This is a genomic window from Marinobacter shunpengi (assembly GCF_045449695.1).
GTDB lineage: Bacteria > Pseudomonadota > Gammaproteobacteria > Pseudomonadales > Oleiphilaceae > Marinobacter.
The window spans coordinates 48108-71998 of record NZ_JBJJKZ010000005.1; the positions used below are offsets into that span (position 1 = coordinate 48108).

General features: G+C 61.7%; 22 protein-coding genes. 14 read left to right on the plus strand and 8 right to left on the minus strand.

The window, feature by feature from the left end; genetic code table 11:
- Positions 1 to 8 precede the first annotated feature (8 nt).
- From ftsA to lpxC, 3 genes are all read left to right on the plus strand, one after another.
- Complete coding sequence (ftsA, locus tag ACJO2E_RS01905; RefSeq protein ID WP_406961312.1) at positions 9 to 1244, plus strand: cell division protein FtsA; 1236 nt, start codon at positions 9 to 11, stop codon at positions 1242 to 1244.
- 83 nt (positions 1245 to 1327) lie between these two features.
- Positions 1328 to 2485: a cell division protein FtsZ gene (gene ftsZ, locus ACJO2E_RS01910; protein ID WP_406961313.1), complete on the plus strand. Its 1158-nt coding sequence runs from the start codon at positions 1328 to 1330 to the stop codon at positions 2483 to 2485.
- Between the two features lie 196 nt (positions 2486 to 2681).
- Entirely contained in the window at positions 2682 to 3599 is a 918-nt protein-coding gene (gene lpxC, locus ACJO2E_RS01915; protein ID WP_406961315.1) for a UDP-3-O-acyl-N-acetylglucosamine deacetylase, read from the plus strand.
- 11 nt (positions 3600 to 3610) lie between these two features.
- Here the strand turns inward: lpxC and ACJO2E_RS01920 are convergent, their stop codons facing one another.
- Entirely contained in the window at positions 3611 to 4066 is a 456-nt protein-coding gene (locus tag ACJO2E_RS01920) for a DUF721 domain-containing protein (RefSeq protein ID WP_406961316.1), read from the minus strand.
- Between the two features lie 398 nt (positions 4067 to 4464).
- Here ACJO2E_RS01920 and ACJO2E_RS01925 point away from each other — a divergent pair, with 398 nt between their 5' ends.
- The 6 genes from ACJO2E_RS01925 (at position 4465) to ribA (ending at position 12052) form a co-directional block, all read left to right on the plus strand.
- A complete protein-coding gene (locus ACJO2E_RS01925) occupies positions 4465 to 5403 on the plus strand; it encodes a M23 family metallopeptidase (protein ID WP_406961318.1) in 939 nt (312 codons plus the stop codon).
- A 194-nt stretch (positions 5404 to 5597) separates the two neighbouring features.
- Positions 5598 to 8348, plus strand: a complete 2751-nt coding sequence (gene secA / locus ACJO2E_RS01930) for a preprotein translocase subunit SecA (protein ID WP_406961320.1) — start codon at positions 5598 to 5600, stop codon at positions 8346 to 8348.
- Between the two features lie 120 nt (positions 8349 to 8468).
- A complete protein-coding gene (gene argJ / locus ACJO2E_RS01935; RefSeq protein WP_406961322.1) occupies positions 8469 to 9689 on the plus strand; it encodes a bifunctional glutamate N-acetyltransferase/amino-acid acetyltransferase ArgJ in 1221 nt (406 codons plus the stop codon).
- Positions 9689 to 10666 carry a Nudix family hydrolase gene (locus ACJO2E_RS01940; RefSeq protein WP_406961324.1) on the plus strand — a complete coding sequence of 326 codons (978 nt, stop codon included), beginning with the start codon at positions 9689 to 9691 and terminating at the stop codon, positions 10664 to 10666. Before argJ ends, ACJO2E_RS01940 begins: the two co-directional genes overlap by 1 nt.
- The gene (gene moaC, locus ACJO2E_RS01945; RefSeq protein WP_406961326.1) at positions 10663 to 11139 is read left to right on the plus strand and encodes a cyclic pyranopterin monophosphate synthase MoaC; all 477 of its coding nucleotides are present in this window, start codon (positions 10663 to 10665) and stop codon (positions 11137 to 11139) included. The genes ACJO2E_RS01940 and moaC overlap by 4 nt, the downstream gene beginning before the upstream one ends.
- 301 nt (positions 11140 to 11440) lie before the next feature.
- Positions 11441 to 12052: a GTP cyclohydrolase II gene (gene ribA, locus ACJO2E_RS01950; RefSeq protein ID WP_406961328.1), complete on the plus strand. Its 612-nt coding sequence runs from the start codon at positions 11441 to 11443 to the stop codon at positions 12050 to 12052.
- Positions 12053 to 12275: 223 nt separating this feature from the next.
- Here the strand turns inward: ribA and dxs are convergent, their stop codons facing one another.
- The 4 genes from dxs to ACJO2E_RS01970 all read right to left on the minus strand — a co-directional run bounded on the left by dxs (position 12276) and on the right by ACJO2E_RS01970 (position 16379).
- The gene (dxs, locus tag ACJO2E_RS01955; protein WP_406961330.1) at positions 12276 to 14204 is read right to left on the minus strand and encodes a 1-deoxy-D-xylulose-5-phosphate synthase; all 1929 of its coding nucleotides are present in this window, start codon (positions 14202 to 14204) and stop codon (positions 12276 to 12278) included.
- Positions 14205 to 14307: 103 nt separating this feature from the next.
- Positions 14308 to 15207 carry a polyprenyl synthetase family protein gene (locus ACJO2E_RS01960; protein ID WP_406961332.1) on the minus strand — a complete coding sequence of 300 codons (900 nt, stop codon included), beginning with the start codon at positions 15205 to 15207 and terminating at the stop codon, positions 14308 to 14310.
- Between the two features lie 2 nt (positions 15208 to 15209).
- Entirely contained in the window at positions 15210 to 15476 is a 267-nt protein-coding gene (locus tag ACJO2E_RS01965; protein ID WP_406961334.1) for an exodeoxyribonuclease VII small subunit, read from the minus strand.
- 87 nt (positions 15477 to 15563) lie between these two features.
- Positions 15564 to 16379 (minus strand): NRDE family protein, encoded by an 816-nt coding sequence (locus ACJO2E_RS01970; RefSeq protein WP_406961336.1) that lies wholly within the window; start codon positions 16377 to 16379, stop codon positions 15564 to 15566.
- Between the two features lie 92 nt (positions 16380 to 16471).
- Between ACJO2E_RS01970 and ACJO2E_RS01975 the strand changes: the two genes are divergently transcribed.
- The 4 genes from ACJO2E_RS01975 (at position 16472) to ACJO2E_RS01990 (ending at position 19815) form a co-directional block, all read left to right on the plus strand.
- Positions 16472 to 17266 carry a sulfite exporter TauE/SafE family protein gene (locus ACJO2E_RS01975; RefSeq protein WP_406961338.1) on the plus strand — a complete coding sequence of 265 codons (795 nt, stop codon included), beginning with the start codon at positions 16472 to 16474 and terminating at the stop codon, positions 17264 to 17266.
- Between the two features lie 9 nt (positions 17267 to 17275).
- A complete protein-coding gene (gene lgt, locus ACJO2E_RS01980; protein ID WP_406961339.1) occupies positions 17276 to 18064 on the plus strand; it encodes a prolipoprotein diacylglyceryl transferase in 789 nt (262 codons plus the stop codon).
- The gene (locus tag ACJO2E_RS01985; RefSeq protein WP_406961341.1) at positions 18061 to 18900 is read left to right on the plus strand and encodes a thymidylate synthase; all 840 of its coding nucleotides are present in this window, start codon (positions 18061 to 18063) and stop codon (positions 18898 to 18900) included. Before lgt ends, ACJO2E_RS01985 begins: the two co-directional genes overlap by 4 nt.
- Positions 18901 to 19302: 402 nt before the next feature.
- A complete protein-coding gene (locus tag ACJO2E_RS01990; protein ID WP_406961343.1) occupies positions 19303 to 19815 on the plus strand; it encodes a dihydrofolate reductase in 513 nt (170 codons plus the stop codon).
- Here ACJO2E_RS01990 and ACJO2E_RS01995 read toward each other — a convergent pair.
- Positions 19803 to 21317, minus strand: coding sequence for a DEAD/DEAH box helicase (locus ACJO2E_RS01995; protein ID WP_406961345.1), 1515 nt, complete (start codon positions 21315 to 21317; stop codon positions 19803 to 19805). The genes ACJO2E_RS01990 and ACJO2E_RS01995 overlap by 13 nt on opposite strands.
- A gap of 361 nt (positions 21318 to 21678) precedes the next feature.
- On the opposite strand from ACJO2E_RS01995, the gene ACJO2E_RS02000 reads away from it, so the two are divergent.
- Entirely contained in the window at positions 21679 to 22464 is a 786-nt protein-coding gene (locus ACJO2E_RS02000) for an acyl-CoA thioesterase (protein ID WP_406961347.1), read from the plus strand.
- A 20-nt stretch (positions 22465 to 22484) separates the two neighbouring features.
- On the opposite strand, the gene ACJO2E_RS02005 is transcribed toward ACJO2E_RS02000, so the two are convergent.
- Together ACJO2E_RS02005 and ACJO2E_RS02010 are read right to left on the minus strand one after the other, a co-directional pair.
- A complete protein-coding gene (locus tag ACJO2E_RS02005; RefSeq protein WP_406961349.1) occupies positions 22485 to 23381 on the minus strand; it encodes a haloalkane dehalogenase in 897 nt (298 codons plus the stop codon).
- Positions 23382 to 23584: 203 nt separating this feature from the next.
- On the minus strand, positions 23585 to 23836 hold the full coding sequence (locus ACJO2E_RS02010) for a hypothetical protein (protein WP_328189402.1): 252 nt from the start codon (positions 23834 to 23836) through the stop codon (positions 23585 to 23587).
- Positions 23837 to 23891: the final 55 nt, after the last annotated feature.

Sequence of the window (23891 nt, forward strand, 5' to 3'; positions counted from 1 at the left end):
TGAACTGCATGTCATCGGTTGATACGGAAAACATGATTGTCGGCCTGGATATTGGCACCTCCAAGGTGGTGGCCATTGTCGGCAAACGCAAGCTGGATGGAACCATCGAGGTGGTGGGCATTGGTTCCCATGCCTCCCGAGGACTCAAGCGGGGGGTGGTGGTCAATATCGAAACCACTGTGCAGGCCATACAGCGGGCCGTGGAGGAAGCCGAGCTGATGGCCGGTTGTCGCATCCACTCCGTCTATGCGGGCATCGCGGGCAGCCACATCAAGAGCCTCAACTCCCACGGCATCGTGGCCATCCGCGACCGGGAAGTGACCCAGGCGGATATCGACCGGGTCATCGACGCGGCCCAGGCGGTGGCGATTCCGGCGGACCAGAAGATCCTGCATATCCTGCCCCAGGAGTTCGTGATCGATAACCAGGAGGGCATCAAGGAACCCATGGGCATGTCCGGTGTGCGCCTGGAAGCGAAGGTCCACCTGGTGACCTGTGCGGTGAACGCGGCCCAGAACATCGAGAAGTGTGTTCGCCGCTGTGGCCTGGATGTGGACGACATCATCCTGGAGCAACTGGCCTCGGCCCACTCGGTACTGACAGAGGACGAGAAGGAGCTGGGGGTCTGCCTGGTGGACATCGGCGGTGGCACTACCGACATCGCGGTATTTACCGGCGGCGCCATCCGCCACACCTCGGTGATTCCGATCGCCGGTGACCAGGTCACTAATGACATCGCCATGGCCCTGCGCACACCGACGCAGAACGCCGAGGATATCAAGATCAAGTATGCCTGCGCCCTGACCCAACTGGCCGGGGCGGACGAGACCATCAAGGTGCCCAGCGTGGGTGACCGGGCGCCACGCAACCTGTCCCGTCAGGCGCTGGCGGAAGTGGTGGAGCCCCGTTACGAGGAGCTGTTCACCCTGGTGCAGTCGGAACTGCGCCGTAGCGGGTTCGAGGACATGATCCCCGCGGGCATCGTTGTTACCGGCGGTTCCTCCACCATGGAAGGGGTGGTGGAACTGGCCGAAGAGATCTTCCACATGCCGGTACGGCTTGCCTCGCCGCAGGCCGTTTCCGGCATGACGGAGGTGGTCAACAACCCGATCTACGCCACTGGCGTCGGGTTGCTGATCCATGGCTTCCGCCAGATGGATCTGGGACAGGGGCCCGTTCTTAGGGGAGAGGATGCACCCTCCCTGCTGGAACGTATGAAAGCCTGGTTTACCGGGCATTTCTGAAGACAGGTGCATCACACGAAGGTATCTCGAAAAGAACAATCAGCCGGGAACTGGCTGAACATCTGCACGAAGGAGAAGGGGAAATGTTTGAACTAGTCGATAATGTCCAGCAGAGCGCTGTGATCAAGGTTATCGGTGTTGGCGGTGGCGGCGGCAACGCCGTGCGGCACATGCTCAACAGCGACGTGGAAGGCGTGGAATTCATCTGCGCCAATACCGACGCCCAGGCGCTTCACGACCTGGACGCCAAACAGATTATCCAGCTTGGTGGCAATATCACCAAAGGCCTGGGTGCCGGTGCCAATCCGGAAATCGGTCGTCAGGCAGCAATGGAAGATCGCGATCGTGTTGCGGATGCCATCAAGGGCGCTGATATGGTCTTCATCACCGCTGGCATGGGTGGCGGAACCGGTACCGGCGCCGCGCCCATTGTGGCGGAAGTGGCCCGTGAGATGGGTATCCTGACGGTGGCGGTAGTGACCAAGCCGTTCCAGTTCGAAGGCGGCAAGCGCATGAGCGTTGCCGAGACCGGACTGAGAGAGCTGGAAGAGAGTGTGGACTCGCTGATCACCATTCCCAACGAAAAGCTGCTGGCGGTCATGGGCAAGAAAACCAGCCTGCTGGATGCCTTCGCGTCAGCCAACGATGTACTGCTGGGGGCGGTCCAGGGTATTGCTGACCTGATTACCCGCAACGGCATGATCAACGTCGACTTCGCCGACGTGAAGACGGTGATGTCCGAGATGGGCATGGCCATGATGGGTACCGCCCGCGCCACCGGTGAAAACCGGGCCAGGGAAGCTGCCGAGGCCGCTGTTCGCAGCCCGCTGCTCGAGGATATCAACCTGCAGGGCGCCAAGGGTATCCTGGTTAATATCACCGCCGGTATGGACCTCAACCTGGGCGAGTTCTCCGAGGTTGGCGACATCGTCCGGGAATTCGCCTCCGACTCTGCTACCGTTGTAGTTGGTACCGTGATCGATCCGGACATGACCGACGAGTTGAAGGTCACTGTGGTGGCTACCGGCCTGGGTGGCGACCGGGAGAAACCCACCAAGGTGGTGGACAACACCCGTACCCTGGATGGCACCACGGATTACAACCAGCTTGATCGCCCGGCGGTACTGCGTCGTCGTGCCGTATCCCAGGGGAATGTGGCGGTTGACCAGAGTCGGGACTCCGACGAACAGGATGTGGATTATCTCGATATTCCCGCATTCCTGCGCCGTCAGGCCGACTGATATTCTGGGTGCATGTGCGGTTAACAGGATGCGGGCCCAAGGGCCCGCTCTGTGACCCAAAACTCACGAACGACGAGACTTGGGGCGATAATGTCATTGTATCGCTGGTCAAATGGTATTCAGTCTCGTCCTCTGGTATCATCGGCGCAGTTTTTTGCATGATGATATCGTTCCTTTGTGAAGGAAATATGTACCGATGATCAGACAACGGACGCTTAAAAATACCATTCGTGCTACCGGCGTTGGCCTTCATTCCGGGGAAAAGGTGTACCTGACCCTGCGGCCGGCCCCGGTGGAAACGGGGATTGTTTTTCGCCGTACTGACCTTGACCCGGCGGTCGAGATCCGTGCCTGTGCGGAAAACGTGGGCGAAACCATGCTGTCGACAACATTGGTCAAGGATGGCGTCCGGGTTGCAACCGTAGAGCATCTGCTTTCGGCGATGGCGGGCCTGGGTATCGACAACTGTTTCGTGGAACTCAGTGCCGCCGAAGTGCCGATTATGGATGGCAGTGCCGGTCCTTTCGTGTTCCTGCTGCAGTCAGCGGGTATTGCGGAGCAGGAAGCGGCCAAGCGCTTCATCCGGATCAAGCGTGAAGTGACGCTGGAAGAAGGTGACAAGAAGGCGACCTTCCTGCCTTTCGAGGGCTTCAAGGTCAGCTTCGGCATCGACTTCGACCACCCGGTATTCAAGGGCCGCGCCCAGACCGCCACGGTGGATTTCTCCAGCACCTCGTTTGTGAAGGAAGTCAGCCGTGCCCGTACCTTTGGTTTCATGCGTGATATCGAGAAGTTGCGCGCCATGAACCTGGCCCTGGGCGGCAGCGTTGACAACGCCATCGTGGTGGATGACTACAAGATCCTCAACGAGGACGGTCTTCGGTACGATGATGAATTTGTAAAGCACAAGGTTCTGGACGCGATCGGCGACCTCTACCTGCTGGGCAACAGCCTGATTGGCGAGTTCCGCGGGGTTAAGTCCGGTCATGACCTGAACAACAAGCTGCTGCGCAAGTTGCGGGCGGAAGAGGATGCCTGGGAAGTGGTTACCTTCGATGACGAGGCGACCGCACCCATCTCCTACATGAAGCCTGTGCTGGCTGCATCGGCCTGAGGCGGGACGCCTCAGCCGGAACGGTCGCTTGCGTGACTGGCGAGTTTTTCGAGAACCTCGCGTAAAGCTTTATCCTTCGTGTGCCCGGCCTCCTCTTCGAGGAGCCGGGCATTTTCTTTGCTGAGGGTCATCGGTGACGGCGGCTTCTTCAGTGAATAGCGTCCGGGGCGCACCTTCACCTTCAGTTTCCAGACGAATTCAAACGCTTCTTCCCGACGCAGGTCGGCCATGATTTCCTGTTGCCGGAACCGTAACTGGCTGGCCCGGGTCGCACTATCGGTCTGCAGGACCAGTTCCCCGTCCCGGTAGCTGACGAAGCGAACGCCGTTGGCGAGCTCCTCCGGTACGGACTGCAGGACCCGCTGCTCCGCCTTCTGGTGCATCGTCGCCCTGGCCACCAGTTCCCTCAGGTGGTGGGACTGCTCCTGATTGTCAGGGGTAAGGGAAAGTGATGGTCTGGTCTTCATGACGGTTTCCGAATTCGACGTGATAGCTGTGGTTTGTATACACTAGTGTCCCTTGTGGCGCAGTTCCGTGACAGTCGGTGCTAAAGTATATCCCGCGCTATGGGAGCTTTGCCTTCTGTGCAAGTATTAGCCAGTCTTCGGGTGGCAGTGATCCGCGTATCACTGACTTCAACCGGTCTCTATGGTCCGTGGCGGGCCTGGAGGCCGTTAACAAAGCGTAACAGCCTGACAGCCAAAAGGAAGACATCCTTCTCCTTTTAATGGTCACGTCCGGTTTATGATCAGGCCAGATTTCAGAGTGACGACCAACCGGGGAGGTAAACGCTTCCGGGGTCGCCAGGGAAAGGAATCGGTCGTCGGGACAGGGATTGTTCATAACACGTTATTGGTTAGAGACAATGAACATCATCCTTGTAGGTCAGAACCACGGTCGTTCGAAAGTCTTCACGCTGCATCCTGGCGGTATCCTGGTGGCTGCGGCTTTCGCACTGGCTGTCGTGGCCCTGTGTGCCTGGGCCGGTTACCAGGCGGCTATGGCACGGGTTGCCGACCGCCCGGTGGTGCCCTCCTATATCCTGGCCCAGTGGCATGAAACTCTCCAGGATCAGGAAAAGCAACTGGCGGAACTGGAGCGGGATGCCCGCGAGCAGGTGGATGCCATGACCCTGCGGCTGGGTGAAATGCAGGGCCGCCTCCTGCGGCTGGATGCCCTGGGGCAGCGCTTTGTGGACAATGGCGCCGTCGCCGCTGACGAGTTCAACTTCGATGAAGCGCCTGCGGTGGGCGGTCCGGAGGAGGAAGCCGGCACGGCCCGTTCCTTCACCACGCCCCAGTTGACGCAACTGATCAACCAGCTTGACCGGCGAATCCGCGATCGGGAGCAGCAACTGCGTCTGCTGGATACGCTGATTTCCAATCGTCGCATGGAAGACGAGCGCTTTGTGGAAGGCCGGCCCATCACCTGGGGTTGGCTGTCGTCGCCATTTGGTTATCGGACCGATCCCTTCAGTGGCAAGCGTACCTGGCACAACGGTGTGGACCTCGCCGGCAAGGACGGCAGTGACATTATCTCGGTGGCCGCCGGTGTGGTCACCTTTGCCGGTGAGCGCCATGGCTACGGCAACCTGGTGGAGGTTGACCATGGTGGCGGCCTGGTTACCCGCTATGCCCATGCCAAGACCGTGGAAGTGGAGGTTGGCCAGGTGGTCCAGAAGGGCCAGGCCATTGCCACCATGGGATCCACCGGCCGCTCCACCGGCCCCCATGTGCATTTCGAAGTCTTGCAGAATGGCAAGGCCCGCAACCCGGTGACCTATATCCAGCGGGCGTCCCGTTAGGAGACAGTGCGGCAGAAATCGCGCCCTGATGTGTCCGTGACCGGTCGATAAGTCGTCGGTCCGCCCGCTCCATGTGATCCAGCCCCGGTTTCCGGGGTATTTCCCGCCATGCCTGAAGTCGGCCGCCTTTTGTCCTCTTGCAAAATAAGGTTAGAATGCCGGCTTCCTCCGTTTAATCAAAGAAGCAGTGGTCTATGTTCACGAAGCTTGCAACGAAGATGTTCGGCAGTAAAAACGCCCGCGAGGTCAAAAGGATGCGTAAGGTGGTATCGCGCATCAACGCACTCGAGGAGTCCCTCGAAGGGCTGTCAGACGATCAGTTGCAGGCCAGGACCACGGAATTCCGGGACCGTCTGGAGAAAGGCGAGACCCTGGACCAGTTGCTTCCGGATGCCTTCGCCACCGTGCGCGAGGCCAGCCGCCGGGTCATGGGCATGCGTCACTTCGATGTGCAGCTTATTGGCGCCATGACCCTCCATGAAGGCCACATTGCCGAGATGAAGACCGGGGAGGGCAAGACCCTGGTGGCCACCGCGTCGGTGTACCTGAACGCCCTGGCCGGTCGTGGTGTCCACGTGGTGACGGTGAACGACTACCTCGCCCGCCGGGACGCCGAATGGATGGGCAAGCTCTATCGTTTCCTGGGCATGACCGTGGGCGTGGTGGTGTCCGGGCAGCCGCCGGAAGAGAAGCGTGAAGCCTACCAGGCGGATATTACCTACGGCACCAATAATGAGTTCGGTTTCGACTACCTGCGCGACAACATGGCGTTCAGCACCCAGGACAAGGTCCAGCGCCCCCTGAACTACGCCATCGTGGACGAAGTGGACTCCATCCTCATCGACGAGGCCCGCACCCCGCTGATCATCTCCGGTGCCGCCGAAGACAGCTCCAAACTGTACCGGGAAATCAACACCCTGATCCCGTCCCTGGAGAAGGGTGAGGTACCCGAGGATGAGGGTGAGCCCACCGGCGACTTCACCATCGACGAGAAGTCCAGGCAGGTGGAGCTCACCGAATCCGGCCATGAGAAAGTGGAACAACTGCTCCTGGACCGGGGACTGCTGAAGGAGGGGGACAACCTCTACTCCGCCGCCAACCTGGCCCTGCTGCACCACGTCCATTCCGCCCTGCGTGCCCATCACCTGTTCCACCGTGAGGTGGACTACCTGGTACAGAATGGCCAGGTGGTGATCGTGGATGAGCACACCGGTCGCACCATGCCGGGCCGTCGCTGGAGCGAAGGCCTGCACCAGGCCATCGAGGCGAAGGAAGGGGTCGACATCAAGGCCGAGAGCCAGACCCTGGCCTCCACCACCTTCCAGAACTATTTCCGCATGTACGACAAGCTGGCGGGGATGACCGGTACTGCCGATACCGAAGCCTTCGAATTCCGCCAGATCTACGGCCTGGATGTGGTGGTGATTCCGCCCAACAAGCCGATCCAGCGTACCGACTACAACGACCTGATCTACCTCACCCAGGAAGAGAAGTTCCACGCCATCATTGACGAAATCAAGGATGTGACCGCGGAGAACCGCCCGGTGCTGGTGGGTACCGCCTCGGTGGAGGCATCGGAGGTGCTGTCGGCACTGCTCAAGAAGGCCCGTATCGAGCACAAGATTCTCAACGCCAAGCACCACGAGAGCGAGGCCCAGGTAATTGCCCAGGCCGGTCGCCCGGGGGCCGTCACCATCGCCACCAACATGGCCGGTCGGGGTACCGACATCATGCTGGGTGGTAACTGGGAAACCGAGGTGGCTTCCCTGGAAGAGCCCACCCAAGAGCAGATCGACACCATCAAGGCGGAGTGGGAAGAGCGTCACCAGCAGGTACTGGCGGCCGGTGGCCTACACATCATTGGTACCGAACGCCACGAATCCCGCCGGATCGACAACCAGCTCCGGGGCCGCGCCGGCCGTCAGGGGGACCCGGGTTCCTCCCGTTTCTTCCTGTCCCTGGAAGACAACCTGATGCGCATCTTCGCCCCGGACCGGGTCAAGAAGCTAATGCAGGCCATGGGCATGAAGAAGGGCGAGGCCATTGAGCACCGCATGGTCACCAACGCCATCGAGAAATCCCAGCGCAAGGTGGAAGGCCGCAACTTCGACATGCGGAAGACCCTGCTGGAATACGACGATGTGGCCAACGACCAGCGGACCGTGATCTACGAGCAGCGGAACGAGGTGATGGCCTCCGAGGATGTGTCGGAAATGATCGATGGCATCCGCGCCGACGTGGTGGAAGAGACCATCAGCGAGTTTATTCCACCCCAGAGCATGCCAGAGCAGTGGGATGTGCCTGGCCTGGAAACCCACCTGGCATCAGAGATGTCCATCGAGCTGCCCATCCAGCAGTGGTTGGACGAGGACAAGAAACTTTACGAGGAAAAACTGCGCGAACGCATCCTGGAAGAGATTGTCGCCGCCTACCGGACCAAGGAAGAGGTGGTGGGCGCCGATTCCATGCGCAAGTTCGAGAAGCAGGTTTTCCTTCAGGTGCTGGACACCCTGTGGAAGGAGCACCTGTCCAACATGGACCACCTGCGTCGTGGTATCCACCTGCGGGGCTATGCCCAGAAGAATCCCAAGCAGGAATACAAGCGCGAGGCCTTCAATCTGTTTGAGGCCATGCTGGACAGCATGAAGCGTGACATTACCCGGGTGCTCTGCCATGTGAAGGTCCAGACCCGCGAGGAAATGGAAGAGGTTGAGCGCCAGCGCCGCGAGCAGTTGGAGAAGGATCTGGCCGCCGCCCGCATGCGCCACGACCAGACCAGTGCGACCCAGGCTGAGCAGGGCAGCCAGGGGCAGGGTGAAGGTGACCGGGCCAGTGGAGCCACGCCGGAAACCTATGTCCGCCAGGACCGAAAGGTGGGCCGAAACGAGCCCTGTCCGTGCGGGTCCGGCAAGAAGTACAAGCAGTGCTGCGGCAAGATCGCCTGACGCCGCACTGAACCGAACCAGAATAACCCGCACCTCCGAACCACCGGGGCTGCGGGTTTTTTTATCTTCAGACACGATTTCAGAGGGCCGGTCCCGGACCGGTCGGCAAAGGAGGAAGTTATGGCGGTAGGTCCCGTAACGTTACCAGAACCCTTCCATCCCGTGGCGGGGGTCAGGCTCGGCATCGCCAGCGCCGGCATCAAGAAGCCGGGCCGAAAGGATGTGGTGGTCCTGGAACTGGCAAAGGGCAGCCGGGTAGCCGGCATCTTCACCACCAACCAGTTCTGTGCCGCGCCGGTCCATGTGACCCGGGAGCACCTGGCGGAGGGTGAGCCCCGCTACCTGCTGATCAATACCGGCAATGCCAATGCGGGTACTGGCGCCAGGGGCCTGAAGGATGCCAATAAATGCTGTGAGGCTCTGGCAGGGGAAGCGGGTGTGAAGGCGCATTCGGTACTGCCGTTCTCCACCGGGGTCATCGGCGAACCGCTGCCCGTGGACCGGATCGTGGCGGCCCTGCCGGACGCCCTGGCCAACCTGTCCGCCAACAACTGGGCCCAGGCCGCAGCGGGCATAATGACCACCGATACCCGCCCCAAGGGTGCCACCCGGCAATTGGACATCGATGGCCGCACGGTGACGATCTCGGGCATGAGCAAAGGAGCCGGCATGATCCGCCCGAACATGGCTACTATGCTGGGCTTTATTGCCACCGACGCTTCGATATCGCCGGCGGTCCTGCAGAGGCTGAGCAGTGAGTTGGGTGAGAAGTCCTTCAATCGCATCACCATTGATGGCGACACCTCCACCAACGATGCCTGTATGCTGATCGCCACCGGCCAGTCCGGTGCTGGCGTGGCCACGATCGAAAGCGAACACTATGAGTCCCTGAGGGACGCCTTGCAGTCGGTCTACCTGGAACTGGCCCATGCCATTGTCCGGGACGGGGAGGGTGCCACCAAGTTTGTCACCATCAACGTCACCGGCGCCGCTGGCCAGCGGGAAGCGCTGGATGTGGCCTATACTGTCGCCCACTCGCCTCTGGTGAAGACTGCGTTGTTTGCCTCCGACCCCAACTGGGGTCGGATCCTGGCCGCGGTCGGCCGTGCCGGTGTCGACGGGCTCGACCTGGATGCCGTGGAGATCTTCCTGGGGGAGGTCTGTCTGGTGCGGGAAGGTGGTCGTGCCGACGACTACACCGAGGAAAGGGGCCAGGCGGTGATGGACCAGGAGGAAATCACCATCCGCATCGATCTCAAGCGTGGACGCATTGAGGAAACCGTGTGGACCTGCGACTTCTCCCATGACTATGTCACCATCAATGCGGAGTATCGCACCTGATGGCCGAAGGCACCCGTAAGCTTGTCCACGTAGCGGTGGGGGTGATCTGGCGTGATGGCCGCATCCTTATCGCCCGGCGCCCCGACGGTGCCCATCAGGGAGGCCTGCTGGAGTTTCCCGGTGGCAAGGTGGAACCTGGCGAGGGTGTTCAGCAGGCCCTGGCCCGTGAACTGCTGGAGGAAACCGCCGTCAGCGTCTCCCCGAAAAGGCTGGAACCCCTGATTCGTATACGCCATGACTACGGCGACAAGGAAGTGCTGCTGGACGTCTGGCAGACCCATGATTCCACGGGATCACCCCACGGTGTGGAGGGCCAGCCGGTATTCTGGCTGGCGCCGGAGGAACTGACGGCCAGTGACTTTCCCGCTGCCAACCGGCCCATCATCAGCGCCATCCGGCTGCCACGACAACTGGCCATCACCGGTGACGTGAGCACGGTCGGGGATGCAGTCGAGGGCTGTGTCCGGGGAGCTGGAAACAAGACACCTCCATTGGTGCTCCTGCGCCTGCCATCCCTGACATCGGAGGCGTACACTGGAGCGGTGGGGCAAGGCCTGCAGCGCCTGCCTGATACCTCCGTGATGGTGCATGACTGCCCGGAACTGGTGGCGGATCTGCCGGTGGCCGGGGTGCACCTGAGCTGGCGTCGGGCGGCCCTGCTGACGGAGCGACCGGTGCCGGATGACCGCTGGTTCGGGGTGTCCTGCCACAACGCCGAGGAACTGGCCCATGCGGCGGCCATCGGGGCGGACTACGCCACCCTGGGGCCTGTGCTTGCCACCCCCTCCCATCCGGAGGCCGAAGGCATGGGGTGGGATCGGTTCGCCGAACTGACGGACAACGCGGTACTGCCGGTCTATGCCCTGGGGGGCGTCGGCCCGGATTATCTCGACAGGGCCATACAGGCCGGCGCCCAGGGCATTGCCGGTATCTCCTGGTGGTGGATCGCACCCGACAACAGACCGGAGGCAATATGAGCAAACTGACCCACCTGGATGACCAGGGCGCGGCCCGCATGGTGGATGTGGGCAGCAAGGAGGTGACCGAGCGTGAAGCGGTTGCCGAGGGGCGGATCCTGATGGACCCGACAACCCTGGCGATGATCGTGGACGGTGAGCACCCCAAGGGCGATGTACTGGCCGTGGCCCGGGTGGCCGGCATCATGGCGGCCAAGAAGACCCATGACCTGATCCCCCTGTGCCACGCCCTGAACCTGTCCTCGGTCAAGCTGGCGTTCACGCCACAGCAGGAGCCGTCATCGGTGCATATTGAAGCCCGCTGCAAGCTGGCAGGCCAGACCGGCGTCGAGATGGAGGCGCTGACCGCCGTCAGCGTTGCGGCGCTGACCCTCTACGATATGTGCAAGGCGGTGGATCGGGGTATGGAGATTACGGCCGTACGCCTGCTGGAGAAAAAGGGTGGTCGCAGCGGGCATTGGCAGGCGGAGTAGTGCTCGCATTTTGGTGGAGGGTCAGGTACCGGGTAGGGCTTTCCGGAACACGCCGTAGATACGTCCCTGTAGGCTCTTCAAAAACGTCCCTGTTTTTGAAGGTTCCGGAAAGCCCTACCCGGTACCTGCCCTTCATGCATGTGTGTAGGCCATCCGAATTTTCCTGCTAGGCGTATCTAGAAGGGTTTTCACACTTTCCATAGGCTTTGTGGGGGTATACGGGATATCTGGAACTACGCCGACTGGCCGCCATCTGCTAGAATGCCCCGCTCATTGCATTTAGGACTCACGAGGAAACACTGTGGCTGTTCGCTACATCCAGACCTGTCGCCTGCCCACGCCTTTTGGCGTTTTTCAAATGCACGGTTTCGAGGAACCGGACACGGGCAAGGAGCATGTTGCCCTGACACTGGGAGACCTGGACAGTGACCAGCCCATGCTGGCCCGTACCCACTCTGAGTGCCTGACCGGTGATGCCCTGTACAGTATGCGGTGTGACTGTGGCTACCAGCTTGAGGAAGCCTTGAGAAGCATCGCAAAGGAGGGGCGGGGGATTCTCATGTACCTGCGCCAGGAAGGCCGTGGCATCGGGCTGCTCAACAAGATCCGCGCCTACAAGCTACAGGACGAGGGTGCCGACACGGTGGAAGCCAATGAGCGCCTGGGCTTTGCTGCTGACCTGCGGGACTACAGCATGTGCAAGGACATGCTCGATCATCTGGGCATCCGCAGCCTCCGCCTGATGACCAACAACCCCCGCAAGGTGGATTCCCTGCGTGGCCTGGGTATCGATGTTGTCGAGCGGGTTCCCCTCCACGTTGGCCGTAACCCCCACAACGAACATTACCTGGACACCAAGCAGAGCAAGCTGGGGCACTGGCTGGAGACGCACCAGGACGACGATCCGGAGTAGTTTATTTACACGCAGGAAGGCCAGGTCCGAAAGCGGCTGACTCCACAGGTCGTCTGACGGTGTCAGGGTGAGGGGAGCTTTCGGAGCGGCGACAAGGAGGTCGCGCTGCAAGGTCGGTCCAGGGACGGACCGTGAATTGCAGCGGAGAAAGCTCCCCTTACCCTGGCGCCAGCCCGCCATATCGGGATTCCATAAAGCTAGCGTCCACTTCCCCCGTCCGGGCTTACGGGGCAGCCTTCAGATCTGGTTTGCCGGCAGCCAGCCGCTTGCGAATAGACGCCTCGATGCCAGCGGCATCCAGCCCGACCTCGGTGAGCAGCTCCCCGTGCTTGCCATGGTCCACATAGCGGTCCGGCAGCCCCAGTTGTAGCACCGCCTTCGCGATCCCCTCCCGGTTCAGGAACTCCGTCACCGCACTGCCGGCACCCCCGGCAACGGTATTCTCCTCCAGGGTCACCACCACATCGTGGGACGCCACCAGCTCCGCCACCAGGCGTTCGTCCAGTGGCTTCACAAAACGCATGTCCGCCACCGTCGCATTGAACTTGTCGGCCGCCTCCAGGGCCGCGGACAGTCGTGTCCCGAAATTCAGGATGACCACCGATTCGCCTTCCCGGACCACACGGCCCTCGCCAATCGGCAGGGTCTTCAGTTCCTGCTCGATCATCGCACCCGGACCGGTCCCCCGGGGGTACCGCACGGCGGCCGGGCCGTGGTACATCAGCCCGGTGTGCAGCAACTGCCGGGTCTCATTCTCATCCGACGGCGTCATTACCACCATGTTCGGCACGCAGCGCAGGTAGCTCAGGTCGAACGCGCCGGCATGGGTCGGGCCATCCTCGCCCACCAGGCCAGCCCGGTCGATGGCAAACAGCACATCCAGATTCTGGATGGCCACGTCATGGATCAACTGGTCATAGGCCCGTTGCAGGAAAGTGGAATAGATCGCCACCACCGGCTTGGCGCCATCACAGGCCAGGCCTGCTGCCAGGGTGACCGAATGCTGCTCGGCAATGGCCACGTCGTGGTAACGGTCCGGAAAACGCTTCGAAAAGGCCAGCAGGTCGGAGCCTTCGCACATGGCCGGCGTGATGCCGACGATGCGCTCGTCCTGCTCCGCCGCATCGCACAGCCACTGGCCGAATACGTTGGCATATTTCGGCAGTTTCGGCTTGGGCTTCACCGGCTCCGGCTTGCTCGGTGGCAGCGGTTCGATCTTGTTGATGGCGTGATAGCCAATGGGGTCGTCCTCCGCTGGTGCAAATCCCTTGCCCTTGCGGGTCACCACATGGAGGAACTGGGGGCCATCCAGCTCACGGATGTTCTGCAGGGTATCCACCAGCAGCGGCAGGTCGTGGCCGTCGATGGGGCCGATGTAATTGAAGCCCAGCTCCTCGAACAGGGTGCCGGGGGCAATCATGCCCTTGAAGTGCTCCTCGGTCTTGCGGGCCAGGGCCATCAGCGGCGGTGCCGCCTGCAGCACCTTCTTGCCGCTGTCCCGCACCTGGTTGTAGGTACGGCTGGACAGCAGGCGGGCGAAGTAGTTGGACAGGCCGCCCACATTCTTGGAAATGGACATGTCGTTGTCGTTCAGGATCACGAGCATGTCTGCATCCAGGTGACCGGCGTGGTTCAGGGCCTCGAAGGCCATGCCCGCGGTCATGGCACCATCGCCGATCACCGCGATGCTGCGGCGGCCGGTCTGCTGCTGCCGGGCAGCCAGGGCCATGCCCAGGGCGGCGCTGATGGAGGTGCTGGAGTGGCCCACGCCAAAGGTGTCGTACTGGCTTTCCGACCGCTTGGGGAAGCCGGCCAGGCCGTCCTTCTGGCGGATGCTGCCCATCCGTTCCTTGCGACCGGTGAGGATCTTGTGGGGGTAGGCCTGGTGGCCCACATCCCATACCAGGCGGTCTTCCGGGGTATTGAAGACATAGTGCAGGGCTACGGTCAGCTCCAGCACACCCAGGCCGGCACCGAAATGTCCGCCAGACTGCCCAACGGTCCAGAGCAGGAACGCACGCAGTTCCCGGGCCAGTGCCGGCAGTTCTTCCTCCGACAACAGGCGTAGCTGGTCTGGCGTGTCAATCCCGTCCAGCAGCGGTGTATGGGGGCGCTGGGTGGGGATTTCCTTGAAAATATCTGATTCCTGCATCCGTCCGGGTCTTGTCTCGGTGATTGAGGGGAACGTTACGGCCATGGTCCGACTGACGTCCCACAGGCTAAAGCGTCCATTATAGGCGATGGAGGGGGCGGTTTCAGTAGCGTCGCGACACCACGAATTCCGCCATGCCCCTGAGGGCGTCCGCTTCCGGACCGAAGTCCGCCAGGGTTTCCCTGCATTGTTGCAACAGTGTGGCAAGATAGTCCCGGGCACCGTCAACCCCCATCAGCGCCGGGTAGGTAGGTTTACTACGGGCCTGGTCAGAGCCCTGGGGCTTGCCGATCACGCTGGTGTCCCCCTCGATGTCCAGCAGGTCATCCTGTACCTGGAAGGCCAGGCCGATGGCCCGGGCGTATTGGGCAAGAGGCTCCTGGTGAGGGTTCCCGGCGCTGGCGCCCGCTACGGACAGTACGCCAAGTTGCACGCTCGCCTCGATCAGGGCACCGGTCTTGCGTCGATGCATCTGCTCCAGGTCGTCCAGGGACAGCTGCTGCCCTACCGCCCCCAGGTCGATGGCCTGGCCGCCCACCATGCCGGTGCTACCGCTGGCCAAGGCGAGCCGCTGCACCATCTCCAGGCGAGCCTCTGCAGTCAGTGACGGGTCGGTGGACAGCCATTCGAAGGCGAGGGCCTGCAAGGCATCGCCGGCCAGGATGGCGGTGGCTTCGTCGTACTGGATATGGGTGGTGGGGCGCCCCCGGCGCAGCTCGTCATCGTCCATGGCCGGGAGATCGTCGTGAATCAGCGAGTAGGCGTGGATCAACTCGACGGCACAGGCGGCCATCAGCGCCTGTTGCGGTTGCCCGCCCACGGCGGTGGCGGCGGCCATGGCCAGGGCCGGACGGATGCGCTTGCCGCCACCCAGCACGCTGTAACGCATGGCACCATGAAGGCGACGGGGCTCCGTGGTGTCATCGGGCAGGCGACGGGTCAGAGCGTCGTCGGTAAGGGAGGCGCAAGTGGCAAGGAAGTCACCGGTGGAGGCGTGGTGCATTGTCAGCCCTGCTCCCCATCGTCTTCCGGCGGATTGAACGGCTGGGCCTCCAGGCTGCCGTCTTCCCGCTCCACCAGTTGCTGTACCCGTTGCTCCGCCTGTCGCAACGCCTGCTGACATTCCCGGGTCAGCCTGACACCTCGTTCAAAGGCACCCAGCGACTGCTCCAGGGACAGCTCCCCCTGCTCCAGGTCCCTGACCAGCCCTTCCAGCTCGGCGAGGGACTTCTCGAAATCGGCAATGGATGTGGTTTCCGGGGTATCAGCCATGGGGCTCTCCGTCAGCTTCACGAGGCGCGTTGGGTTGCGGCAAGTATACCAGAGCGATCATCGGGGCCGAACCTTCGCCGATGAATGTCAGCCGTTACCTGGCACTTGCCAGCAGAAATTCTGCAGGTTGTCTGGAGCGCCACCCCGCGACCAGGTCTGCTCCGTCACCCGGACCTCGCCATCACGGCCAACCGTGATTATGGTGCTGGCCCGGGTTCCGTAGAGGTCGGAACGGATAAACGGCGACGACAGGAACCGTTCCTGTTCCAGCCCGATACCGGTATCGGGCAGCAGGTGATCCGGGGCCGGTGTCGTGTCCTTCAGCTGCGTCATCAGTGTGCGGTGCAGGGCATCCGGAGCGTCCGGGTTGCACTGGGCAAGGGTTTCCCGAAGCTGTTCCCGGAGTCGTACCAGTTTCGGCCAGGGGCTCTGCAGCAGGTGGTTGCTGACACCATAGCTGCCCCGGTGCAGGTTACGGCCCGGGTGGGCGTCCCGGTTGCTGTAGTACCAACCGTAACTAGAGTACCAACCGTGACGAGAGTGCCAGCCCTGTTCCGGGGTGACCTGGATCAGGTTGAAACCGGCGTACAGGTTGCCGTTGTCGGCCAGGTATTGCTGCACCTCCTGCCTGGGTTGCTGCTGGACCATCAGGGGCAGCTTGCCCCGCGTCAGCCGCCCGGGTTCGGCACTGCCTTCCCGCACGTTGGTTACGGCGCTGACCACGCCAGCCCGCGATATCGCCAGCCAGGTGCCGCCGGAGCGGTCATCACGGCCTGCCAGCAGGTCGCTGTCCGGCCACCAGTGCATGGGCGTGGTGGGGCGGTCATGGAACTCGTCACGATTGGCGGCCAGTACCAGGGGGAAGTCGCGGTGCTGGTCAATGGCAAAGAGGATAAGGCACATAGGTTTCCGTCTGATTGCTGGAGGGGGGAAATGCTGACCCCTGATGCTTTGTGTATGATACACGCTTTGATTTTCGATGGACGGTGGTGTGCATGTCCCTGGTTCTGGTATTCGGGCTCTATCTGGCCCTTGGCGCCCTGGCCGGCATCCTGGCGGGGCTGTTCGGTATTGGTGGTGGCCTGGTGATCGTACCGGTGCTGATCTTCAGTTTCGGGTTGCAGGGCATCAGTGCCGACATCGCTGCCCACCTGGCTGTGGGTACGTCCCTGGCGACCATTGTGTTCACCTCCGTCAGTTCCATCCGCTCCCACCACCAGAAAGGCGCGGTGCGCTGGGAGCTGTTTCGTCCCATGGTGGTGGGTATCGTGGTGGGTGCGGCACTCGGTGCCTGGACGGCGTCACTGTTAAGTGGAGAAGCACTGGAACTCATCATCGGTGTGTTTGTCATCCTGGTGGGGCTGAAGATGCTGCTCGACCTCAACCCGACAACCGCCAGGCCTGAGCCCGGCAAGCCGTTGCTGTCAGTGGCCGGCACGGTCATCGGCTGGGGATCGGCCATTTTCGGCATTGGTGGTGGCACGCTGACGGTGCCCTTCCTGAGCTGGCGTAGCGTGCGGATACAACAGGCAGTGGCCACCTCGGCGGCCTGCGGCCTGCCCATCGCCATCGCCGGTGCCGCCACCAACCTCTGGACCGGCTGGGGCAACCCGTTGTTGCCGGACTATGCCGTCGGTTTTGTCTACCTGCCGGCGATGGTGGGTATCGTGGCGACCAGTGTGATCTTTGCTCGCTTCGGCGCCATCCTGGCCCACAGGCTGGATGCCAAACTGCTGAAACGTCTGTTTGCCGTTCTGTTGCTGATCGTTGGCACCCGTTTCCTTTTCTGAGGTCTGTGCATGCTCAAACACCCGCAGTTCGATCCCGTGGCCATTTCGGTCGGCCCCCTGAAGATCCACTGGTATGGCCTGACCTACCTGGTGGGATTCGCCGTGGGCTGGTGGCTGGGCAAGGTCCGCGCCCGCAAGGAGTGGACCCCGCTTAACGAGCAGCAGGTGGGTGACCTGCTGTTCTATATCGCCCTGGGCGTGATCCTCGGGGGCCGCTTCGGCTATGTGGTGTTCTACAATTTCGACCAGTTTGTCGCAGACCCGCTGTGGTTGTTGCGGGTCTGGGAAGGGGGGATGGCCTTCCATGGCGGCCTGATTGGCGTCATGCTCGCCATGTGGTGGTACGGGCGCAAACTGGGCTGCGGTTTCTTCCGCATCGCGGATTTCGTGGCGCCACTGGTGCCCGTGGGTCTGGGGGCAGGGCGCATCGGTAACTTCATCAACGGTGAACTCTGGGGGCGCTCGACGGATGTGCCGTGGGGTATGGTGTTTCCCCAGGCGCCGGATGCGCTGGCACGGCACCCGTCACAGCTTTACCAGTTTGCCCTGGAGGGCGTGGCGCTTTTTGTTATTCTCTGGCTATTCTCATCGAAACCGCGCCCGACCATGGCGGTTTCCGGGTTGTTCCTGATCCTGTACGGCTGTTTCAGGGTTATCGTTGAATTCTTCCGTCAGCCGGATTCCCAGTTGGGTTACCTGGCCTTCGACTGGCTGACCATGGGGCAGTTGCTGTCGCTGCCGATGGTCATCGCCGGTGCCCTGCTGATGGTGTTTGCATACAGAGGCGTGAAGTCATGAAAGCCTACCTTGATCTAATGAACGATGTGGTCGCCAACGGCACCGACAAGGGGGACCGCACGGGGGTGGGGACCCGATCGGTGTTCGGGCGCCAGTTGCGGTTTGACCTGGAGCAGGGCTTCCCGCTGCTGACCACCAAGAAGGTGCACCTGCGCAGCATTATCTATGAGCTGTTGTGGTTCCTTCAGGGTTCCACGGACAATAACTGGCTCAAGGAACGCAAGGTCAGTATCTGGGATGAGTGGGCGCTGGACAATGGTGACCTGGGACCGATCTATGGCAAGCAGTGGCGCAGCTGGCAGTGCCCCGATGGCCGGGTGGTGGACCAGATCAGCGAGGTGATTGAGCAGATCCGCACCAAGCCAAACTCCCGCCGCCATATCGTCACAGCCTGGAACCCGGCCGAGTTGCCGGACGAGTCCATGAGTCCCCAGGATAACGCCCGGGAGGGCCGTATGGCCCTGGCACCCTGCCACTGTCTGTTCCAGTTCTATGTGGCGGACGGCCGGCTGTCCTGCCAGCTCTACCAGCGCAGTGCGGACCTGTTCCTGGGGGTGCCGTTCAATATTGCATCCTACAGTCTGCTGACCCATATGATCGCGCAGCAGTGTGATCTGGAGGTAGGCGAGTTTGTGCACACCTTTGGTGACTGTCACCTGTACCAGAACCACCTGACCGACGACATTGTGTTTGAGCAGTTGAAACGCAAGCCTGGGCGGTTGCCTACACTTCGGATTCTGCGTAAGCCGGATTCGATCTTTGATTACGAGTATGGAGACTTTGAGGTTGAGGGGTATGAGCCTCAGGGTGTGATTAAGGCGCCTATTGCTATCTGATTTGTGTTGGTGGTCTGAGTTGGGTTGGCCCGCTTGTTTTGGTGCATGTGCACGAGCCCCCGGGGCCTTTTTCTGAAACACGCCGCAAGTACGTCCATGTAGGCTCTTCAAAAAGGTCCCTCTTTTTGAAGGTTTCAGAAAAAGGCCCTGGGCACTCGTACACCCAAAGCATTGAGTAAGCTTCTCCAGCTTTGACTACACCGCCTAATGAAACTGAATCCAGCGTTGTCCTTCGGTACTTGAGGACATCGCCATTGTTTGGGGGCAGATGCCGGGTAAGGCTTTCCGGAACCTTCAAAAACAGGGACGTTTTTGAAGAGCCTCCAGGGACGGATTTACGGCGTGTTCCGGAAAGCCTTACCCGGTAGCTGTCCATGCACCAGTCCATGAAGGCCCGCTCCAATGAGAAAAGCACTAATAGTAGCCATGTCCCGAAACCGGGTCATAGGCCGCAACAACAAACTCCCGTGGTACCTGCCGGGGGATCTGAAGTATTTCAAGCAGGCCACCATGGGCAAGCCCATCATCATGGGCCGCAAGACCTGGGAATCCATTGGCAGGGCACTGCCGGGCAGGCTCAACATCGTGGTGTCATCAAAGGAACTGGAGTTGCCCGAAGGCGTGGCCAGGGTGGCGACGCTTGAGGAGGCATTCAAAAAGGCTGAAGCCCAGGCAATGCTCGATGGCATTGATGAGGTGATGGTGATCGGGGGAGGTCAGATCTACGAGGCCGTGCTGCCGGAAACCGACCGTATCTACATTACCCAGGTCCACGCCGAGGTTGAAGGGGATGCCTTCTTCCCGGAAGTGAACCTGGAGCAATGGCAGGAACTCGGACGGGAGGATTTCTCCGCGTCCGATAACAACCCCTACGACTACAGTTTCGTGGTCTACCAGCGCCCTCAGGCGTCCTGACGGCGTTTACCGGCGGGCTTGAAACCGTCCCGCTTGCCACCGGGTTTACCGCCCGGCTTGCCGCGATAACCGCCGGGCTTGCCCGAACCACCTTTCTTGAAGTTGCCACGGGGCCGGCCCTGCCGGCCGCCGGGGCCGCCCTTGCCCTTGGGCGGACGTGCCGACGGAATCGGCAGCTCGGACGGGGTTTCCAGGGGCAGTGATCCCGGCTGGGCGGATTCCATCCAGCAGGCCAGGGCACCGGCCAGCATGGCCATGTCGATATCATTGCGCTCGGCAATATCGTCCAGCAGGCCCATGGCCTTGGCCAGCTTGCCATCCTCGGCGAAGCCCAGGAGCTGTTGTTCGAACTGTTCCTGGCGCAGTTTCTGCAGGGCGGCCGGTGTCGGCAGTTCGTAGGATTCCATGGGCGAGTTGGTGGCCCGCTCCAGGGTGCGCAGCCAGCTCCGCTCCCGGGGGGTGACCAGCAGGATTGCCTTGCCGGTACGGCCGGCGCGACCGGTACGGCCTACACGGTGGATATAGGCTTCGCTGTCGTAGGGCACGTCATAGTTGATGACGTGGGTGATCCTGGGCACATCCAGGCCCCGGGCCGCCACGTCGGTGGCGATAATGATGTCCTTCTTGCCGCGCTTGAGGTCTTCCACCGTCTGTTCCCGCTGGCGCTGGTTCAGGTCGCCATTCAGGGGGGCGACGGAGTGTCCGCGGGCGGCCAGCTTCTCGGCCAGCAGGGTGGTTTCCGCCTTGGTGCGCACGAAGATGATCGCCGCATCAATGGGCTCCACCTCCAGGATGCGGGTCAGGGCGTCCAGCTTGCGGTCACCAAAGGTGGGCAGCACGAACTGGGAAATACGCTCGACGGTGCGGGTTTCGCTCTTGATCTTCACTTCCCGGGCATCGCTCAGGTAGGTGTTGGCGACCCGGGCGATGGCCGGCGGCATGGTTGCCGAGAACAACGCGCGCTGGCAGCTATCCGGCGTGGCGGCAAGGATTGCCTCCACGTCGTCGATAAAGCCCATGCGCAGCATTTCGTCGGCTTCGTCCAGCACCAGCGCCTTGATGTTGTTCAGCTTGAGCTTGCCGCGGCGCAGGTGGTCCAGCAGGCGGCCGGGGGTGCCGACAATGACCTGGGCACCCCGGTTGAGGGCCTTGAGCTGCGGTGCGAAGTCGGCGCCGCCATAGATCGGCAGCACGTGGAGCTGGCGGAAGCCGCTGGCATAGGTGGTGAACGCTTCCGCCACCTGGATGGCCAGTTCACGGGTGGGGGTCAGCACCAGAATCTGGGCGGACAGGTCGTCGGCATCGATACGGCTCAGCAGCGGCAGCGCAAACGCGGCGGTCTTGCCGGTACCGGTCTGGGCGATGCCCAGCAGGTGATGGCCTTCCAGTAGCACCGGGATGGCCTGGGCCTGGATCGGTGACGGGGTTTCATAGCCAACGGAACGGACAGCCTCAAGCACGGCCGGGTTGAGGCCGAGTTCAGCGAAGGTTTGTTCGGACATGTAATTACCTGGTATTCGGGGTGGGGGAGCCACAAGTCTGGTATCCGGGCCTGTAACAGGTCCGGTAAAAAAGGTGCGAGGCTCCTGAAGCTACCGGCTGAGCGCGTCGGGGTAGCTTGTTAATCTCACCCCATAAACCCGGCTGGTATCGTCACGGACCAGCCGCTTACGGGAAGGGGCGTCCATGGATCTGGTCATCGTGCTGACAATGACGGGGCGGAGTATACGCGGTTGTCACAGGCATTTATAGCGCCACCAGGTAGGTAGTTGCCGGTGCGACTTGTGCCGGGGGCGGATTTGGGGCAGTCTTTTTGCCTCAGATAATACGCATCCTTATTAATTAGCCGGAGTTCAGATTGCCATGACCCTTGAGGACATCCTTGCTTCCGCTTCCCGTAACGAAGTGATCATTCCCGCCAACTGGGCGCAGGGCCGGGCCACCTTTGGTGGACTGACCGGTGCGCTGGCCTGTGAACGGATGCAGTCGGTGGTCACCCCAGGGCGCCCCATGCGTGCCATGCAGGTGTCCTTCGTGGGACCGGTGGAGCCGGGTATTCCGGTGGCCCTGGAGGTGGAACTGTTGCGGGAAGGTAAGTCGGTAAGCCAGGTGCTGTTGCGCATGGTGCAGGATGGCTCTACCCGGCTGGTTGCCCTTGGCAGCTTTGGCAGTGGCCGTGAGTCCGAAGTGTCGGTATCGCCACTGCCGGCACCGGAGGCGCCCGCCCCCGAGGACTGTGAGTCGACCCCGTTTATCGAGGGTATGATGCCCAACTTTGCCCAGTTCATTGAAATGCGTTGGTGTTTTGGCAGCCGCCCGTTCAGCGGGCAGAAGCATCGCGATATGGGGGGATGGATGCAGTTCCGGGAAGCGCCCTCAAAGCTGGACGAAGCGGCCATCATGGCATTGATTGACGCCTGGCCGCCGGTTCCCCTGTCCCACCTGACCAGCTTCGCTCCCAACAGTTCACTGACCTGGTCGGTGGAGCTGATGGACCCGCTGCCGACGGTGAAGCCGGACGACTGGTTGCTCTATCACGCCTCCATTGACCGGGCCAGCGACGGGTACGGCAACGTGCATGCGCAGATCTGGAACCGTCAGGGAGAGCTGGTGGCTATCAGCCGTCAGACCGTGGCGGTATTCGGATAGAGCTGGCGGGTGGCAGCCGGTCAGGCCGCCAGGCTTGGCCGGCAGGCATCAATGATCACCCGGGCGAAGCTGTCGGAGGCGTCCTCCTGCAGGAAGTGACCGCCTGACAGGGTGACATGGGGCTGGCCCAGTGCCCCGGGAATACGCCGTTGTAATGGCCGGTGCCCGCCGCGGGTGCCCGCATCCGAATCGCTGAAGCAGGTAATGAACGGCTTCTGCCATCCTTCCAGGAAACGCCACAGGCGCTGACGGTTCAGGTCCTTGTGATGCTGTCGCAGGGCACGGGCGAAGGACCGTGCACCGGCTTTGTAACGGTCGTCCGGGAATGGCGCGTCGTAGGCGGCCAACTCGGTCCTGCTCAGCGGTCGGGTGGTGCCTAGCTGGATCAGCTGGGGTACCGGGAACCAGGGGCTATAGCGTGCAAACAGCTGCCAGAGCCCGGAGACCGGCGCATGGTCCTGCCCGGCCCGGGGAATCACGGCGTTGGCGGCAATAATGCGCCTGAACCGTTCCGGCTGACGCATCACCAGCGCCAGGGCCAGCAGTGAGCTGCGGTTCTGGCACACCAGGGTGATGTTGTCCAGGTCCAGGGAAAGCAGCCATTTCTCCAGCCAGTCCAGGTGTTTTTCGAAAGAGTAGTCTTCCTGGCTTTCCGGCTTGTCGGATTTGCCGAAACCGATCATGTCCGGCGCCAGCACCCGCAGGCCGGCCCCGGCCAGCGACGGAATCATGTGCCGGTACAGGTAGGACCAGCCATGTTCGCCATGGAGCAGGACCACCGGGGCTGCCACGGTCGGGCCGTGGTCCACGTAGTGGAGGCGCAGGGGTGTGTCGGTGCCGACATCCGTGAATTGCGGCGGGTAAGGGAAGTCCGGCAGATCCCGGAAACGGGAGTCTTCGGTTCTCAGAATACGCATACCATCGACTGCTCTGGCTGATTGCAAGCGTGACCCCGGGTGTTCCGTCTGGTTAATGCACCGACTTCCAGCATGGCAGGCCTGCCGATGGCCTGCGTGCGCAGTGAATTAACCAGACGAAACACAGGATTGAATGGGGACAGCTTAGAGCAGATGGCGGTTTGTTGTGTGTGCTTTCAGTAACAGAGCGTTATCGATTTGAATCAGACGGCGATCCGGTTCTCGTGACGCTGCTGTTCTGCGCCCTTCATGGCTTCGTCGCAGCAGTTCACGGCACCGCAGTCGTCCGCTGAGCACAGGCCAATGGTCATGCAGGGAAGGTCATAACGGTTTTCACCGTCATTGGAAAAGATCCGGTTGGGTGACAGTATTGACCGGCAATGACCGCACAGCAGGGTTGGAACCGTGCTGTGTTCCGCCAGCCGTGCGACATAGAAATCGTGATGTTCAGTCATATTTTGCTCCTTTTCTTCGGGTGCTCCTTTCCGACGCTCACTGACTCAACGATAA

Coding starts and splice junctions, on each gene's coding strand:
- ACJO2E_RS01970 (WP_406961336.1), bottom strand. CDS start 16,379: ATGTGCCTTATCCTCTTTGCCATTGACCAGCACCGCGACTTCCCCCTG.
- ACJO2E_RS01965 (WP_406961334.1), bottom strand. CDS start 15,476: ATGGCTGATACCCCGGAAACCACATCCATTGCCGATTTCGAGAAGTCC.
- ACJO2E_RS01925 (WP_406961318.1), top strand. CDS start 4,465: ATGAACATCATCCTTGTAGGTCAGAACCACGGTCGTTCGAAAGTCTTC.
- ACJO2E_RS02005 (WP_406961349.1), bottom strand. CDS start 23,381: ATGCGTATTCTGAGAACCGAAGACTCCCGTTTCCGGGATCTGCCGGAC.
- ACJO2E_RS01920 (WP_406961316.1), bottom strand. CDS start 4,066: ATGAAGACCAGACCATCACTTTCCCTTACCCCTGACAATCAGGAGCAG.
- ftsA (WP_406961312.1), top strand. CDS start 9: ATGTCATCGGTTGATACGGAAAACATGATTGTCGGCCTGGATATTGGC.
- ACJO2E_RS02010 (WP_328189402.1), bottom strand. CDS start 23,836: ATGACTGAACATCACGATTTCTATGTCGCACGGCTGGCGGAACACAGC.
- dxs (WP_406961330.1), bottom strand. CDS start 14,204: ATGCAGGAATCAGATATTTTCAAGGAAATCCCCACCCAGCGCCCCCAT.
- ACJO2E_RS01995 (WP_406961345.1), bottom strand. CDS start 21,317: ATGTCCGAACAAACCTTCGCTGAACTCGGCCTCAACCCGGCCGTGCTT.
- ACJO2E_RS01975 (WP_406961338.1), top strand. CDS start 16,472: ATGTCCCTGGTTCTGGTATTCGGGCTCTATCTGGCCCTTGGCGCCCTG.
- ACJO2E_RS01990 (WP_406961343.1), top strand. CDS start 19,303: ATGAGAAAAGCACTAATAGTAGCCATGTCCCGAAACCGGGTCATAGGC.
- moaC (WP_406961326.1), top strand. CDS start 10,663: ATGAGCAAACTGACCCACCTGGATGACCAGGGCGCGGCCCGCATGGTG.
- lpxC (WP_406961315.1), top strand. CDS start 2,682: ATGATCAGACAACGGACGCTTAAAAATACCATTCGTGCTACCGGCGTT.
- lgt (WP_406961339.1), top strand. CDS start 17,276: ATGCTCAAACACCCGCAGTTCGATCCCGTGGCCATTTCGGTCGGCCCC.
- argJ (WP_406961322.1), top strand. CDS start 8,469: ATGGCGGTAGGTCCCGTAACGTTACCAGAACCCTTCCATCCCGTGGCG.
- ACJO2E_RS01985 (WP_406961341.1), top strand. CDS start 18,061: ATGAAAGCCTACCTTGATCTAATGAACGATGTGGTCGCCAACGGCACC.
- ACJO2E_RS01960 (WP_406961332.1), bottom strand. CDS start 15,207: ATGCACCACGCCTCCACCGGTGACTTCCTTGCCACTTGCGCCTCCCTT.
- ACJO2E_RS02000 (WP_406961347.1), top strand. CDS start 21,679: ATGACCCTTGAGGACATCCTTGCTTCCGCTTCCCGTAACGAAGTGATC.
- ACJO2E_RS01940 (WP_406961324.1), top strand. CDS start 9,689: ATGGCCGAAGGCACCCGTAAGCTTGTCCACGTAGCGGTGGGGGTGATC.
- secA (WP_406961320.1), top strand. CDS start 5,598: ATGTTCACGAAGCTTGCAACGAAGATGTTCGGCAGTAAAAACGCCCGC.
- ftsZ (WP_406961313.1), top strand. CDS start 1,328: ATGTTTGAACTAGTCGATAATGTCCAGCAGAGCGCTGTGATCAAGGTT.